The organism is Actinoplanes sp. NPDC051346 (assembly GCF_040682215.1).
Taxonomy (GTDB): domain Bacteria; phylum Actinomycetota; class Actinomycetes; order Mycobacteriales; family Micromonosporaceae; genus Actinoplanes.
On the sequence record NZ_JBFBAJ010000023.1, the window covers coordinates 1 to 14442 of the forward strand.

13 protein-coding genes and 2 pseudogenes are annotated in these 14442 nt (G+C 68.6%); 7 read left to right on the forward strand and 8 right to left on the reverse strand.

All coding sequences use genetic code 11. From position 1 onward, the window contains the following. Positions 1–389 precede the first annotated feature (389 nt). Positions 390–650 (reverse strand): hypothetical protein, encoded by a 261-nt coding sequence (locus AB0M36_RS35560; protein WP_364166776.1) that lies wholly within the window; start codon positions 648–650, stop codon positions 390–392. Positions 651–883: 233 nt separating this feature from the next. Here AB0M36_RS35560 and AB0M36_RS35565 point away from each other — a divergent pair, with 233 nt between their 5' ends. Beyond that, positions 884–1960: a serine hydrolase domain-containing protein gene (locus AB0M36_RS35565; RefSeq protein WP_364166778.1), complete on the forward strand. Its 1077-nt coding sequence runs from the start codon at positions 884–886 to the stop codon at positions 1958–1960. 176 nt (positions 1961–2136) lie between these two features. Here AB0M36_RS35565 and AB0M36_RS35570 read toward each other — a convergent pair whose 3' ends face one another. Further along, complete coding sequence (locus AB0M36_RS35570) at positions 2137–4152, reverse strand: amino acid transporter (RefSeq protein WP_364166780.1); 2016 nt, start codon at positions 4150–4152, stop codon at positions 2137–2139. Positions 4153–4373: 221 nt separating this feature from the next. Here AB0M36_RS35570 and AB0M36_RS35575 point away from each other — a divergent pair, with 221 nt between their 5' ends. Continuing rightward, positions 4374–5303 (forward strand): DUF389 domain-containing protein, encoded by a 930-nt coding sequence (locus AB0M36_RS35575; RefSeq protein ID WP_364166782.1) that lies wholly within the window; start codon positions 4374–4376, stop codon positions 5301–5303. Between the two features lie 274 nt (positions 5304–5577). Here the strand turns inward: AB0M36_RS35575 and AB0M36_RS35580 are convergent, their stop codons facing one another. Beyond that, positions 5578–6246 carry a TrkA family potassium uptake protein gene (locus AB0M36_RS35580; RefSeq protein ID WP_364166784.1) on the reverse strand — a complete coding sequence of 223 codons (669 nt, stop codon included), beginning with the start codon at positions 6244–6246 and terminating at the stop codon, positions 5578–5580. Next, positions 6239–7810, reverse strand: a complete 1572-nt coding sequence (locus tag AB0M36_RS35585) for a potassium transporter TrkG (RefSeq protein WP_364166786.1) — start codon at positions 7808–7810, stop codon at positions 6239–6241. Before AB0M36_RS35585 ends, AB0M36_RS35580 begins: the two co-directional genes overlap by 8 nt. 216 nt (positions 7811–8026) lie before the next feature. Here AB0M36_RS35585 and AB0M36_RS35590 point away from each other — a divergent pair. Then, positions 8027–8122: pseudogene (locus AB0M36_RS35590) on the forward strand (IS5/IS1182 family transposase); the annotation flags it as partial. A 6-nt stretch (positions 8123–8128) separates the two neighbouring features. On the opposite strand, the gene AB0M36_RS35595 reads toward AB0M36_RS35590, so the two are convergent. From AB0M36_RS35595 to AB0M36_RS35605, 3 genes are read right to left on the reverse strand one after another with little or no spacing between them, the layout of a single operon-like run. Then, positions 8129–9394, reverse strand: coding sequence for a multidrug effflux MFS transporter (locus AB0M36_RS35595; RefSeq protein ID WP_364166788.1), 1266 nt, complete (start codon positions 9392–9394; stop codon positions 8129–8131). Positions 9395–9397: 3 nt separating this feature from the next. After that, a complete protein-coding gene (locus AB0M36_RS35600) occupies positions 9398–10042 on the reverse strand; it encodes an NAD(P)H-binding protein (RefSeq protein ID WP_364166790.1) in 645 nt (214 codons plus the stop codon). A gap of 23 nt (positions 10043–10065) precedes the next feature. Continuing rightward, complete coding sequence (locus AB0M36_RS35605; protein ID WP_364166792.1) at positions 10066–10818, reverse strand: MBL fold metallo-hydrolase; 753 nt, start codon at positions 10816–10818, stop codon at positions 10066–10068. A gap of 81 nt (positions 10819–10899) precedes the next feature. Here AB0M36_RS35605 and AB0M36_RS35610 point away from each other — a divergent pair, with 81 nt between their 5' ends. Together AB0M36_RS35610 and AB0M36_RS35615 are read left to right on the forward strand one after the other, a co-directional pair. Beyond that, positions 10900–11529, forward strand: a complete 630-nt coding sequence (locus AB0M36_RS35610; RefSeq protein ID WP_364166794.1) for a winged helix-turn-helix transcriptional regulator — start codon at positions 10900–10902, stop codon at positions 11527–11529. Positions 11530–11673: 144 nt separating this feature from the next. Continuing rightward, a pseudogene (locus AB0M36_RS35615) lies at positions 11674–11904 on the forward strand (transposase family protein); the annotation flags it as partial. 127 nt (positions 11905–12031) lie between these two features. Here AB0M36_RS35615 and AB0M36_RS35620 read toward each other — a convergent pair. Beyond that, entirely contained in the window at positions 12032–12187 is a 156-nt protein-coding gene (locus AB0M36_RS35620; protein WP_364166796.1) for a hypothetical protein, read from the reverse strand. A 331-nt stretch (positions 12188–12518) separates the two neighbouring features. Between AB0M36_RS35620 and AB0M36_RS35625 the strand changes: the two genes are divergently transcribed. Continuing rightward, the gene (locus AB0M36_RS35625) at positions 12519–13037 is read left to right on the forward strand and encodes a SigE family RNA polymerase sigma factor (RefSeq protein ID WP_364166798.1); all 519 of its coding nucleotides are present in this window, start codon (positions 12519–12521) and stop codon (positions 13035–13037) included. Positions 13038–13302: 265 nt separating this feature from the next. After that, complete coding sequence (locus AB0M36_RS35630) at positions 13303–14310, forward strand: rod shape-determining protein MreC (RefSeq protein WP_364166800.1); 1008 nt, start codon at positions 13303–13305, stop codon at positions 14308–14310. The last annotated feature ends 132 nt before the right edge of the window (positions 14311–14442 follow it).

The window sequence follows — 14442 nt, forward strand, 5'->3', positions numbered from 1 at the left end:
TACAGGGCTACTACTTCGCCCGCCCGCAAAGCCCCGACCTGCTGCAATTCCACCCACCGGCAGCGGCCGCCGCGGGAACACGCTGACACCCTCGGCCGACGACCCAGGCCGGGGCCCTCGAGGACGAGTGGGGCTGCGCGGGGTGGCCCGATGACCTGTCGCGTCGTCGCGGCCCGACCTCGCATCGTCTTGCGCCTGAAGGCGATCGTCCTGCGGAGACGGTCGATCTCAGCGAATGAGCCGGATGGGAAACGCTGACGACTGAAGCGTTCCGCGTCAGCGGAGAGCCGCAACGTCCTCGCCTGCCTCAGAACGCAGCCGACTCGCTTCACGTGGCGCGGCCGGGCTTGCTGCGCCTCGATGCACACCGGCGGGTGGCCGACGGTGAGCTATCCCGGAAGCGCCTGGTCAGCAGCGGACGTTGACGCCCGCGTCGCAATGAACTGCTCGCCACCGCCGACGAATCCCTGGATCGCCTGGACCGGCTCGTGGCCAACCTGCTCGACATGAGCCGCCTGCAGGCCGGCGCGCTCGGCGTCACCCTCATCGACGTCGGCGTCTAGGACGTCGCCCCCCGTGCCCTCGACGACCTCGGCCCCGAAAGACGTGGCGTGGCACTGCACATCCCCGACGACATGTCCCTGATCCACACAGGGTAGCTACCTCACTCTGCGTAGACGCCGATCGCGAAGTTGGACCAAGCGGCGACGCGCACGCTTCAAGCCGAGATGAGGGCGGGTAAATAACGATAGAGACTCGTGGCGGGCTGTATTACCTTGTGGGCCTGCACACCTATCCAACTTGCGGCCGGAGTCGACGATCCGTCCCGGCCGAACCTGCCGGGCCTGCCGTGACTGGCCTGTGAGGACGAAGGAGGTGGGAGATGGACGCTCCTGGCGGTTCCGATCGTCATGAGAGTGCTGCACCTGGTTCACCCGACTGGCTACCGAGTTTCAGGGCGATAGCGGAGTATGAGTCGGCTGCGGGAAGGTTCGCCGGTGCCGTACTCGTCTGCCGGGGGCAGGAGCAGGTCTTCGCCGAGGCGTACGGTCTGGCCGACCGCGAGCAGGGGATCCCGAACCAGCTGTCCACGCGCTTCCGCAACGCATCGTTGAGCAAGATGTTCACGGGGGTGGCCGTGGGCCAGCTGATCCAAGCCGGCCGGGTGGATCCGGCGGCACCGGTCGGCGCCTATCTGGCCGACTATCCCAATTCCGACGTCGCCACCAAGGTCACCATCCATCACCTGCTGACCCACACCGGCGGCACCGGAGACATCTTCGAACCGGAGTACATGTCACGCCGCGACCAGATCCGCACCGTCGCGGACTACATCGCCCTGTTCGGCCACCGGGAGCCGCGGTTCGAACCAGGTACCGGGTTCGACTACAGCAACTACGGGTACATCCTGCTCGGTGCCGTGATCGAACAGGTCAGCGGGCAGAGCTACTACGACTACGTCGACGAACACGTCTTCACACCGGCGGGAATGACCCGCACCGGTGCGCAGCCGGAGGGGTCGGTGCCTGATCTGGCCGTCGGCTACACGGGTGAAGGTGGGCAGGACGGCCGGAACACCGACATCCTGCCGTACCGGGGACGTCCGTCCGGTGGCGGCTACACCACGGTCGAGGACCTGTGGCGGTTCGCCACCGCGCTGACCGGTCACCGCCTGCTCGATGCCGAGCACACTGCCTTGGTGACCACCGCGAAGCTGAATGCCGGTTGGGATGGCAAATGTGTCGCGTACGGGTTCGTCGACCGTGTGGTGTACGGAGTCCGTTCCATCGGCCATTCCGGCGGGGCGCCGGGCGTAAGCGCCGATCTGGCCATCTTTCCCATCTCCGGGTACGTCGTGGCCGTTCTGGCCAACGCAGACCCGCCAGTCGCGCAGGAGGTCTGTACGTTCATCAGCCACCGGCTACCCGTCACACCGCGACGCGATCCCTTTTCGCATTAGTCTGCCTCCGACAACGCACGTCTCCCCTCGCGTACCTGGCACCCTGCGTGAGTGGCCCGCTGGCCGGCGACACGAGTCTCCCGACCCCAAGGGTTCAAACTCACGAACATCGCGATTGGTGAGATCTCGATGGTGCCGGAACTCACGAACAAAACCACCCGGCAGTGCTGGCGCTATCAGGCGCCGACGTGGATGCCGGGACGGCGCTCGGGGTCGGGCTCGTACTTGCGGATGATCTCCCGGACGACCGGGGCGGTGTCACCGCGGCCGAGCAGGAAGTAGCGCACCATGTGCACCAGCGGGCTGCCCTCCGCCCAGGCGAAATAGCAGTGCGGGCGTACACCGGTGGTGTCCCGCAGGGCGAGCAGGATCGCCGCGATGGCGTTGGGTCCGGCGGGTGCCTCGGCGCGCAGGACCCGGTGGCCGTCGACGTCGACACCGTGCACGGTGAGGGTGTCGCTGAAGTCCGACGGGTCCACCACGTCGATCTCCAGGAAGATCACATCGGCGGTGCCGGGTACGGGGTTGTCGCCGCGCTGTTCGCGTTCCTTGTCGGCGTACTCGGCGGCGGTCCCGGACTGGCGGCGTTTGGCGAGGAGGTTGATGCGCCCGTCGAAGTCGAGGGTGTCGGTGATGAACTGGCGGGCGCCGTCGTCGAACTCGATGCAGTCGGTGCGCAGCTCGGTGGTGCGCGACACCCGGGAGATCAGCGAGACGACGATGATGCCGGCGACGAACAGGGCGGAGATCGCGATGCCGTCGGGCTTGTCGATGACGTTCTCGAACAAGGCGTAGCTCAGTACGGCGGTGAGCAGCCCGAAACCGGCAGCGGACCTACGCTGGCGGCGGCGTACGGCAGAGACGGTGACGGCGAACGCGCCGGAGACCATCATGGCGAGGATGCCGGTGGCGTAGGCGCCGGCCTGCGCGTCGACGTCGGCGCCGAACGCGATCGTCAGGACGATGCTGATCGCGGTGTAGACAAGCACGACCGGCCGCACGGCGCGTCCCCATGTCGGGGCCATCCCGTACGCCGGCAGGTAGCGGGGCACGATGTTGACCAGCCCGGCCATGGCCGACGCGCCGGCGAACCAGAGGATCAGCACGGTGCTGATGTCGTAGACGGTGCCGAACGCCTCGCCGAGCTGCTCGTGGGCCAGCCAGGCCAGGGCCCGGCCCTTGGCGGCGCCGCCCTCGCCGAACTCGGCGGCGGGGATGAGCAGAGTGGTGACCAGACTGCTGGCCAGCAGGTACACGCTCATGATCACGGCGGCGCCGGTGAGCAGCTTGCGGGCGTTGCGGATCCGCGAGTGCAGCCGCTGCTGCTCGTCGGCGCCGTCGGCCGCGATCAGCGGCATCATCGCCACCCCGGTCTCGAATCCGGACAGGCCCAGCACCAACAGCGGGAAGGCCACCAGCGCCGGTACGACGAAGTCGCTCGCGCCCCCGCCTCCAGAGGTCAGCGCGGTCGTCCAGGCCGACCACGTACCGGGAGTGGTGACGACCTCCGCCAGCCCGGCGGCGATGATGACGGCGTTGAGGCCGAGAAACACCGCGACGAGCGGGATCGCCACGCTGACGGCTTCGCTGAAGCCCAGCAGGAACACCCCGCCGAGCAACAGCAGCAGGATGACGGTGAGCGCGACGGCGTGGCCGTGCAGGAACTGCGGGGCGTGCGGGTTCTCCAGCACGTGCAGGCTCGCGTCCGCAGCTGACAGGGTGATCGTGATGATCCACGAGGTGGCCACGAAGCCGAGCAGGACGAGCACGAAGATCTTGCCGCGCCAGAACGGCAGCAGCCGTTCGAGCATCGCCACCGAGCCGGCGCCGTGGGGGCTCTCCTTCGCGACGCGCCGGTACATGGGCAGCATCCCGCCCAGGGTTAGCAGCACGATCAGCAATGTGGCCAGCGGGGACACCGCTCCGGCCGCCGCGGCGGCGATCGCCGGGACGTAGGCGAGGCTGGAGAAGTAGTCCACCCCGGTCAGGCACATCACCTTCCACCAGGCGTGCTGCTCGGCGTGTGCCTCCCCGGCGGCCGGGCCGACCGGCTGCACCTGATGCTTGAGCAACCACCGCGGCAGCGCCCGGTCATGGTGGTCCTGGCCAGCGGAGGTGTCGACGGCCGCCGGAATCGCATATGCCGGTTCTGCGGGCTGCTCGCCGGAAGGTGCTACCTCGGTGCTGTCCATCAGCTCACTTCTCCATACCGGCCACGACGGCGCCTACCGCCTCGCTCACGCTACGACTGCTCGTCCAACGGCGATCATTCGGGACCTCGACCCTTCGAGGATGACCGAGACCCTGCCGCCAAGCAGCCCAGACGAGGGAACAACGGCCACCGTGCCATGACGAGGCCCGCCGTGGGCGGCCATAGACTTCCGCAGTCATCAAGATCTTGTGAGGGGCGCGCATGCTGCACGTTCGAGTCATCGCGCCGCCGTCGGTGAGTGGGCAGGTGCAGCGGTTACTGGCCGACGACGATGCCGTCACGCACCTGATCGTGCTCCCCGCCGCGGCGAAGGCCCCGTCGGGCGACGTCGTGGAGTTCGACGTCGTACGCGAAGGCGCCAGCCACATCCTCGACGTTCTGCGCGAGCTGGGCATCGACCGCGACGGCGCGATCGTCATCGACCGGGTCGACACCGCACTGTCCGCCGCGGCCGACCGTGCTGCCCGGCGCACCCCCGGACTGGGCGTGGACGCGGTCGTCTGGGACGAGATCGAACACCAGACCGGTGAGGAGGCCGCCCTGTCGGCCTCGTTCCTCACCTTCATGAGCGTCGCCACGGTCATCGCCGCGGTCGGTGTCCTGCTGGACCAACCCATCCTCATCGTCGGCTCGATGGTCGTCGGCCCCGAATTCGGACCGCTCGCCGCGCTGTGTGTCGGCCTCGTGCAGCGCAAGTATGCCCTGGTGCGCCGCTCGGCGCTGGCGCTCGCGGTCGGTTTCCCGGTCGGCATGATCATCACTGTGGGGGCGGTCTGGGCGCTCACCGCCGCAGGCCTGGTGGACAAGTCGATGCTGCTGGCGGACCGGCCCCTGACCGACTTCATTTGGCGGCCTGACGCCCTGTCCTGGGTGATCGGCTTCCTCGGCGGTGTGGCCGGCATCCTGTCGCTCACTTCCGCCAAGGCCGGGACGCTCGTCGGCGTGCTGATCTCGGTAACGACCGTGCCTGCCGCTGCGAACGCCGCGGTCGCCGTGGCCTACGGAGTCCGCGACGAGGCGTACGGCTCGGCGGTGCAGCTGCTCATCAATATGGCAGCGATCATCCTCGCCGGTGTCCTGACCCTGCTGGTGCAACAGGTGGCCTGGAAACGGCCGCGCCGCACTCGTTGAGGGCAGTACGCCGCTGGCAATCTGGTCGCTGCGCTACCGTCGGTTTGCGCCTTACCGGCCCGACGGGGCGGTCCTGGGCAACCGGCGGTTCTACCGCCTGGGAAACGACGCAAGCATGGCCGATGACGACGTGGCGAAGCTGCGGGAGCGGGCCAACAGTGGCGACACCAACGCTGTTGACCAGCTTGTCGAGCTTGCCGGCGAGCGCGGTGACTTCGCGCCCCGTAAGGCATCGTCGAAGGCAGCGGTCCGTGTCCGAGGTTGTCCGCGCTGCTCAGGTCGTTTGGGCGAATGCCTGCACGCGGGCGGAGGTGCCCGCGACGATCAGCATGTCGCCGGCGTAGACGGTTGTGTCGGCGGTGGCGTAGGTGAACGGCTCTCTGGGACGTTTGATCGACACGACGGTGACGCCGTAGGTGTCGCGCAGCGCGGCGTCCGCGAGGGTCTTGTCGAACACGCTGGCCGGCGCGGCAGTCTTGGCGAGCACGTAGTCGTCGTCAAACTGGATGAAGTCCAGGATCTGGCCGGTGACCAGATGAGCGACGCGCTCACCCATCTCATGCTCGGGAAGCACCACATGGTGCGCGCCGACCCGGCGCAGGATGGTGGCGTGTTGCCGGCTGACCGCCTTGGCCAGGATGTGCGGCACGCCGAGGTCGATCAGCACCGACGTGGTCATGATGCTCGCCTGGATGTCGGTGCCGAAGCCGACCACGACGTTGGCCAGCTCATGCACCCCGAGCTGGCGCAGCGCGGCCTCGTCGGTAGTGTCGGCGACCGCCGCGTGGGTGAGCTGGTCGGCGTAGGTCTGGACATTGCGCGCGTCGGCGTCGATGCCGACGACTTCCCAGCCCAGGCGGATCAGTTCCAGGGCCAAAGAACCGCCGAAACGGCCCAGGCCGAGTACGGCGATGCGGTCGTCGGGCGCTGGTTTTCTAGCCAACGATGGTTCGCTCCTCGGGTAGTTCGTAGCGGCGGGTGCGCTGGCGTAGCGCCAGTGCGGCGGCAGCGGTGATCGGTCCGAGCCGGCCGATGAACATCAACGCGATGAGGATGACATGCCCGGCCGTGCCGACGTGGGCCGTGATCCCGGTGGTCATGCCCACGGTGGCGAACGCGGAGGTGACCTCGAATAGCACCTGGTTCAGGGTGAACGGTGTCAAGGCCAGCAGGGCCAGCGTGGCGGTCGTGACCAGGCCGACGCTGAGCAGGGCGATGGTCAACGCCTGGCGCTGGATCCCCGACGGCAAGCGCCGACCCAGCGCGTGCACGCTCGGCTCACCGCGAATCTCAGCCAGGATGACGAACCCGAGCAAGGCGAACGTGGTGACCTTGATCCCTCCGGCGGTGCCACCGCTGCCACCGCCGATGAACATCAGCACGTCGTTGATGAGCAGGGTAACGTCGCGCATCTGCGCCAGGTCGACGCTGTTGAACCCGGCCGTACGCGGCATCACCGCGGCGGTCGCACCGGCGAGCAGCTTCTCACCGAAGCTCAGCCGGCCCAGCGTGCCGCCGTTGGTCCACTCCGCCGCCGTGATAAGCAGCCAGCCACCGCCCAGCAGGATCACACTCATAGCGACAGTGATCTTGGTGTGCAGCGACCACTTGCGCGGGGTCCGTAACGCGCGACGCAGCTCGAACAACACCGGAAAGCCGAGCCCTCCGACGACGATCGCTGCCATGATCGGAAGGCAGATCAGCGGGTCGCCGACGAACCGCATCAGGCTGTCGGGGTACAAGCCGAAGCCCGCGTTGTTGAACGCCGACACCGCATGGAACAGGCCCAGATAGGCAGCCCGGGCCCATGGCTCGCCGTATCCATCGGCGAACCGCCATGCCAGGATCAGCGCCACCACGGCTTCCACCAGCACGCTGATCCGCAGCACGCCGAGCACTACCCGACGCACGTCACCGACGCCCATGCTCTTCGTCTCGGTCTGGGTGCCGAGTTGTAGCCGTAGGCGCAACCTGCGAGCCATCAGCAATCCGAGCAGGGACGCCAGGGTCATGATGCCGAAGCCGCCGATCTGGATCAGCCCGAGGATCACCACCTCGCCGAACCCCGACCAGAAACTCCCGGTGTCCTCGATCACCAACCCGGTCACACAGACCGCCGATGTCGCCGTGAACAGGGCGGTCACCAGGTCCGCGCTGCGCCCGCTCTCGGTCGCCATCGGCAGCAGCAGCAGGCCGGTGCCCAGGATGACGGCGGCGGCGAAGCCGACCACCACCAGCCGGGCTGGGTGACGCACCACCAGCGCCACCCAGCGGGCGACTGGAGCCGGCAGACGCACGGCCTGAAGCCGGTCTCGGGTCGCCACCACCCGGCGCCGCAGCCACGCCCGCAGCCGCATGCCGACGGCACGGCCACCGAACCGGGGAGCCTTCACCGGCGGTTTGTCCAGCGGTGTCCATGCCAGCACCGCGATGCCCGCCGCCGCCGCGAGGAACACGCTGGCCACCGTCAGCAATCCCAACAGCAGCTGGGCCCACGTCGCATCCACCAGCCCCATGATCCCGCATCGGGGCACGCCCGGGGCGACAAGCCCGCGCGACGATCCCCCGCAGCCCGCCTCGCCGCCCGCATCTGACCGCGACAGCGAAACCGTTGCGGTGCCAGCGTCAGGGAGGACGGGTCGGCACAGGTGCGTCGGGAGGCCGGGTCGGCAATCGTTGTCCTGCTGCGGACCGCAAGCCGCCATCAGCGCCGCTGCCCTGCCCTGGTCAAGCTGCGCTGCTGCCCGCGCCGAGCCACCGCAATCGTGCAGGCCATCCTCGTCCTGCACCACGTCGAGTCACCGCGTTACGAAGGATGAAACGGCTCACTGGATGCCGGCTCGTCTGCGATCGATGTGCCGGCGCGGTCGCCGGTGCCCGGCAGGTCCTTGGCGAGCCGGCCCGCGAGTGCGCTCACCGGGCATCGACCGGGTGAGGACGCCGAGTGTCAGCAGAGCGAGTGCCGGCAGCACGGCGACGATGATCCCCATCGGCAAGGCGTCGGTGGCGCCACCCGCGCCGGCCAGCGGAGCAAGTGCCCCGCCGATCATGAACTGGCTGAAGCCGAGCAGAGCGGCGGCCGACCCGGCGTGTCCGCCGTGGTCGGCCAGGGCCTGGGCCGCGGCGTTCGGCATGACCAGGCCCACGCTGGAGACCAGGACGAACAGGCCGATCAGGAGCACGGGCAGGGGTGCCCGTGTCAGCACCGCGCCCAGAACCGTGGTGCCACCGGCTGTCGCGCCCAGCAGACCGGCGAGCAGCAGCACGCGGGCGCCGGCCCGGGCCACCAGCCGGCCGCTGATCTGGGCGGCCGCGATGAGTCCGGCGGCGTTGACGGCGAACACGGCGCTGTACTGCTGCGGTGACAGGCCGTGGATTTCTTGCAGGACGAACGGCGAGCCGGAGATGTAGGCGAACATGGCCGCGAAGACCAGGCCGTTGGCCAGGACGTATCCGGTGAAGACCCGGTCGCTGAGCAGCTGCCCGACGACGGCCAGCAGCGGCTGGCGTGACGCGGAGGGCCGGGTCTCCGGCAGTCCTGCGGCGGAGGCCACTAGCATCACGGCGCCGAGTACGGCCAGGGCCACGAAGATTCCAGGCCAGGCCGTGACGCGCAGTAGCTGGCCGCCGAGGACCGGCGCGAACACCGGCGCCAGGCCGGTGATCAAGGTCAGTGCGGAGAAGAGACGTGCGGTGCGGGTTCCGGAGGTGCGGTCGCGGACCATGGCGTTGGCGATGACGATGCCGAACGCCCCGCCGATGCCCTGGACCAGGCGTAGGCCGATGAGTGTCCGGACGTCGGGCGCCACCGCGCAGAGCGCGCTGGCGATCGTGTAGAGGGCGAGGCCCGCCAGCAACGGACGCCGCCGGCCGTAGGTGTCGCTCAGCGGCCCGGCGATCAGCTGCCCGATGGCCAGCCCGGCCAGGCAGGCGGTGATGGTGAGCTGGGTGGCCGCGGCGCTGGCGCGCAGGTCGCCGGCGAGGTCCGGCAGTCCGGGCAGGTAGCCGTCGATGGACAGTGGTCCCAGGGCCACGAGCGCTGCGAGCAGGACGATGAATCGGGTGTGCCGGCCGGCGGCGTCGTTGCTCATGGCTCAGTACGCCACGGTGATGCGGCGGCGGATCGCGGTGCCGCTCTCGATCGTGTCGGCCAAGGCGATCGCGTAGTCGGCGTACGAGATGCGGCTGTTGCCGTCGTCGTCGGTGAGCAGGGTGTCCCCGGCGCTGCGGTAGGCCCCGGTCCGCTCGCCCGCTGCGATGACCGCGGCGGGCGACACGTACGTCCAGTCGAGGTCGTGCACGCCGCGGTAGAGGTCGAGCGCTTCGGACTGGGCCTCGGCGTTGGCCTTCCACAGCGCGGGGAAGTCCGGGTCGTCCATGACCCGGGCGCCGGTCGGCGTGCGCAGGCTACCGGCACCGCCGATGGTGACCAGGCGGGTGACGCCGGCTCGGCGGAGTCCGTCGATCAGCGCTCGGGCGGCACCGACGATCGTGGCGCGGTCGTTCTCCTGGCCGATCCGGGGGCCGACGGCCGACAGTACGGCGTCGTGGGAGGCGGCGAGGCCGGCGACCGCGGCGGCGTCTGTGACGTCACCGGTGGTCACGGTCAGGGCCTTGTGCTTGAGTCCGTCGATGTGGCCGGCTCGGGTGACCGCGGTGACGGTGTGGCCGCGACGCAGTAGTTCCTCGGTGGTGGGCCGGCCGATGTTGCCGCTGGCACCGAACAGGACGATCTTCATGTGTTGCTCCTTGTTTCTGATGGTCAGAGGACGGGCTGGCCGTCGGCGATGATGGCCGCGGTGATGCCGCGCTCGTCGGCGGCGTGCTGGAAGCGCTGCTCGATGTCGGGTTGTTCGGTGTAGAACGGCGGGTTGTGGAACAGGCCGTAGTGCATGGCGCAGACGGTGCCGGCGCCGAGTGCGACGGCGGCCTCGACGGCCTGCTCGGGGGTCATGGTCGCCGGGACGTTGGCCGCGTAGCCCTCGAAGTGGGCGATGACGCCGTTGACCGGGACGAACGCGACGTCGAACGGGCCGTGGTCGCGGGCGATCTGCCACCAGCTGCCGTGCCACTGGGTGTCGCCGCAGTGGATGATCCGCCGGCCGGTGCCTTCGACGACCCAGGCGACCTGGTCACAGTCGTTGCCGCGCCAGTCCAGCGAGGTCACCGGGGTGACGGTCAGCTTCCCGATGCGCCGTGACTGGCCCAGGTCCTGGGCAACGGGGGTGATGCCCGCCTCGCGCAGCCCGGCCGCGCTGGGGGTGTGGCAGCCGATCGTGCCGGTGGCCGCGATCCGGGCGATCAGGTCGTGGTCGTAGTGGTCGGGGTGCAGGTGGGTGATGAGGGCGTGGGTGCCGGGCGGGGTGTCGACCGGGTCGACCGGCCGGTGCGGCGGCCCCATCACCGGCGCCAGCGGAGCGACGTTCTCGAGCGGGTCGATCAGCAGGCGGGTGTCGCCGAGACGGATCTCGACGCCGGCCCAGGCCAGCCGACGCACGGAAAGGGTGGGGGTCATGGGCAGCGACGCTAGACCGACGTTGTTGAGAAAGTCAACAAGAGAGTTTTGAATCTCAACACCACGATGTAGGGTGGTGGCATGCGCACCTACGGGCAGTACTGCGGCATCGCGAAAGCACTGGACGCCATCGGCGACCGGTGGTCCCTACTGATCGTCCGCGAACTGCTCGCCCTGGGTCCTTGCCGGCACACCGACCTGCGCAATGGGCTGCCCGGGATCGCCAGCAACCTGCTGGTCGACCGGCTCCGCGAACTCGAGGAAGCCGGCCTGATCCACCGCGAGGCCGCCCCGCCGCCGGTGGCCACCACCCTGTTCTCCCTCACCGAGCGTGGCCGCGCGCTCGAGCCGGTGCTGCAGGAACTGAGCCGATGGGGAATTCCACTGTTGCGTGAGCCGGCCGGCAGCGACACCTTCCGCACCCACTGGCTGGACATGCCCGCCCGGGCACTGACCGACCACCGCCCCGACCAGCCGGCAATCGCCCTGCAGCTGCACGCCGACGGCAACGAAGACCTGGTTATCGAAGTCAAGGACGGCTCGGTGCACACACACGCCGGCCGGGTCGACCACCCCACCGCGTCACTGACCGGACCGCCGCACCTGCTGGCCGCCACCCTGCTCGGCGACCTCGATCTGAGCGCCGCAGTAAAGCAAGGCCTGCGGCTCAGCGGCGAACGCGAGGCAGTAATGCGCATTCTGCCCCGCTGAACGACCGGCCGCTCGCGAGACTGCGACCTCAAGCTCTACCGAGTCTGCGCCGGTCTCAAAAACGGTCCATTGAGCGTTTTCCAACTGGCTTTGGGCAGCTGAGGGCGCGTATCGGGGTAGAGCGCGGGGTCGGGTGAGGCTCCCGGAAAACATCGCCGCCACGGTATGAACGTCCAGGTCATCGCGGACGCTGCGGGACGTCTCGTCTGGGCCTCGGCCGCGCTGCCGGGCTCGACACACGACCTGACCGCCGCCCGGACCCGTGGCATCAGGCCACGCAGGGCGATGAGCCACCACAAGGCGACCCAGGACCGACTCCTTGCCAGCTGGGCAGCCAGCCGCACCGAGGCCCTGACAACGCCCCCGCAGACCTGACCGCCAGCCACGTGTCGGATGCGCGCAGGGGCCACCTCGCATAGAGGGCCGGTACCGGGCGTCCTTTGGGCATGCGAAAGGGCGCCCACTCGAGGTGGGCGCCCTTTTCACCGTTGCGGAAGGTGATCTAGAACCAGACTTTTCGACCACCGACCGGGCGGCCGACCGCGCCGAGGATCCAGAGCACCGCACCGACTACCAGGAGAACGATGCCGATCGTGTAGAGGATCGACACCTTCAGGAAGATGCCCAACAGCAAGAGGATGAGCCCGAGAACCAGCATGACTTTGCTCCGTTTCGCCGGCGGGCATCTCCCGCCGGCCCCTCTGTACCCAGCGCATCTGTTAGCGGAAACGTGAAAATCCTTGTCGAGGGAGATGTGGTCCCACGCGAGCGGCGATCGAACGTGACAGCGAAGGCGTTCAGTGCGTGCGTCGTTCGTCGCCGCCAACTCCGTACTCGAGGACGTCGAGGCAGTGCCTGCACCTAGATGGCTGAGCACGCGGGGAATTGATCGGCATGACGTTCTTCGGTTGCGGCAACCTTTGCGGAGCTTCAGGGCGTATGGAGTACTCGTGAGATTCAGGGCGCGGGTGGCGAGGGTGCGGGGGCTGATGCGCGGTCGCGAGGATGAGGAGGTCACGGCCTTCGTCCGGGCGAGTCATGGACGGCTTCTGCAGACCGCTTATCTGCTGTGCGGTGACCGGGGCAAGGCCGAGGACCTGGTCCAGACGACGCTGGCCAAGACCGTCATGGCCTGGTCTCGGCTGCAGCGCTCGGAAGGTATCGATCACTACGTTCAGCGGGTTCTGGTCAACACGTTCGTGAGTTCGACGCGGCGTCGTTCCTGGTGGGAGCAGCCCCTGGGCCGATTGGTGGAAGGCCGGGCGCGCGACGAGTACGGGGCCGTGGAGCAGCGGGACTGGCTGCGTCGGGCATTGGACGCATTGCCGGCACGGCAGCGTGCCGCGGTGGTGCTGCGTTTCTACGAGGACCTGTCGGAGCAGGCCACGGCAGAAGCGCTGGGCTGCTCGGTGGGCACGGTCAAGAGCCTGACGTCGAGGGGTCTGCGGAGTCTGCGTATCCGGGCCGAGGCTGACGCTGCGGGTGAAAGCGAGGTGCGCTATGCGTAGTCCTACGGAGTTGCGTGCCGGCCTGGTGGAGATGGCCGAGTCGGTGAAGCCTGTCGAGGGCTTCGAGGTCGGGGTGTGGAAACGGGCCCGCCGTCTTCGCGCCCGGCGGCGGTTCGCCCGCACCGTGGCGGCCGCGATGTGTGTAGCGGTGGCGGTGACAATGTTCCGCCTGGTCGGGGTGGGGTCGACGCCGCACCTGACGGCGACGCCCCCGGACGGTCCGTTCTTGGGCTGGTCGGCCGTCGGCGACGTCGACACCAACCTGGTGCGTGAGGCCACCGACGTCTGGGACCGTGCCAAGTCGGCAGGCCCGCACACTGCTGTCCGGCCTCTTGTTGCGACGCGTGATCGGCGCCTGCATTCCGTGGTCGTCCTTCAGGGGTACGACAAGAAGGGCGCGGCACGGCTGGCGTTCTTCACCAGCGATACCAGTGCTGGCGACGCCTTGAGACTGCGGACCGATCGACCGGCGCCCGACCCGGTCAGCACCCAGGTGATCAGTCTGGTCAGTCCCCGGTTGACCGGGCCTGCCGGCGCGGCCAGCAATGACGGTTGGGGTACGTCCGCCATCGCCATCGCCGCGCCTGGAGTCACCACCCTCCGGATGTCGAGTACCACCATCGACCAGGAGCTGATCCAGGACCCCGGCTCAGAGACCGGACGTTTCGTCGTGCAGATGTTCAATCTCGCCACGACCGCCTCGACGGTCACCGTCACCGGCTTCAGCAAATCGACCAAGATTCTTTCCAAGCCGAGGAAGGTGTTCACCCTCCCTGCCGACGGCGGCGCTGATGGCGACGCTCGCGCGGTACGCGGCGCGGTTATCGGTCGCACGGACCAGCAGATCGTCGTGGCGTTGCCGGCGGATCGATCCGTCCAGCCGGGTCAGCTCGCCGTCGTCGCGGCCGGTGTGGTCGGCCGGGTGACGGCGGTCGACCAGACCGGCGGTGAGGCCACCATCGACCTGGTCACCAGTCCAAGGTTCACCAGCCAGGCATACACCAACATCAGCGATGTGCCGGGATCTGTGCGAGGCGCCGGCACCAAGCTGGTCATGGAACACATCCCGCCCGGAGAAAAGATGTACGTCTACCAGACGAACAGGGTCGTCGTGCCGGACCCATCCCAGCAAGACCGCTCCATCGGAGCCGTCACTATCGGGCGGGCCTCCGAAGACAAAGCAGACGGCGCCGACACGGTGGATCTGACGCCAACGGCCGACCTCGCGCACCTGCGCGACGTGTCGATCATGACACCCTTCGATCAGGGCTGACATGAAAACTGCGCGGGGACCTGTGTGCCCCCGCGCAGTTATCCGTATTGAACGCTAGTGAACTTCCGGCGAGACCGACTCGCGGCACTGCCGACCAACCTTGACTGGTCAATGGCCCCGGTGGTACGACCC

Excerpts from the sequence above, each read along its gene's own strand:
- AB0M36_RS35600 (WP_364166790.1), bottom strand. The coding sequence starts at position 10,042 with ATGAAGATCGTCCTGTTCGGTGCCAGCGGCAACATCGGCCGGCCCACC.
- AB0M36_RS35605 (WP_364166792.1), bottom strand. The coding sequence starts at position 10,818 with ATGACCCCCACCCTTTCCGTGCGTCGGCTGGCCTGGGCCGGCGTCGAG.
- AB0M36_RS35565 (WP_364166778.1), top strand. The coding sequence starts at position 884 with ATGGACGCTCCTGGCGGTTCCGATCGTCATGAGAGTGCTGCACCTGGT.
- AB0M36_RS35575 (WP_364166782.1), top strand. The coding sequence starts at position 4,374 with ATGCTGCACGTTCGAGTCATCGCGCCGCCGTCGGTGAGTGGGCAGGTG.
- AB0M36_RS35595 (WP_364166788.1), bottom strand. The coding sequence starts at position 9,394 with ATGAGCAACGACGCCGCCGGCCGGCACACCCGATTCATCGTCCTGCTC.
- AB0M36_RS35570 (WP_364166780.1), bottom strand. The coding sequence starts at position 4,152 with ATGGACAGCACCGAGGTAGCACCTTCCGGCGAGCAGCCCGCAGAACCG.
- AB0M36_RS35610 (WP_364166794.1), top strand. The coding sequence starts at position 10,900 with ATGCGCACCTACGGGCAGTACTGCGGCATCGCGAAAGCACTGGACGCC.
- AB0M36_RS35625 (WP_364166798.1), top strand. The coding sequence starts at position 12,519 with ATGCGCGGTCGCGAGGATGAGGAGGTCACGGCCTTCGTCCGGGCGAGT.
- AB0M36_RS35620 (WP_364166796.1), bottom strand. The coding sequence starts at position 12,187 with ATGCTGGTTCTCGGGCTCATCCTCTTGCTGTTGGGCATCTTCCTGAAG.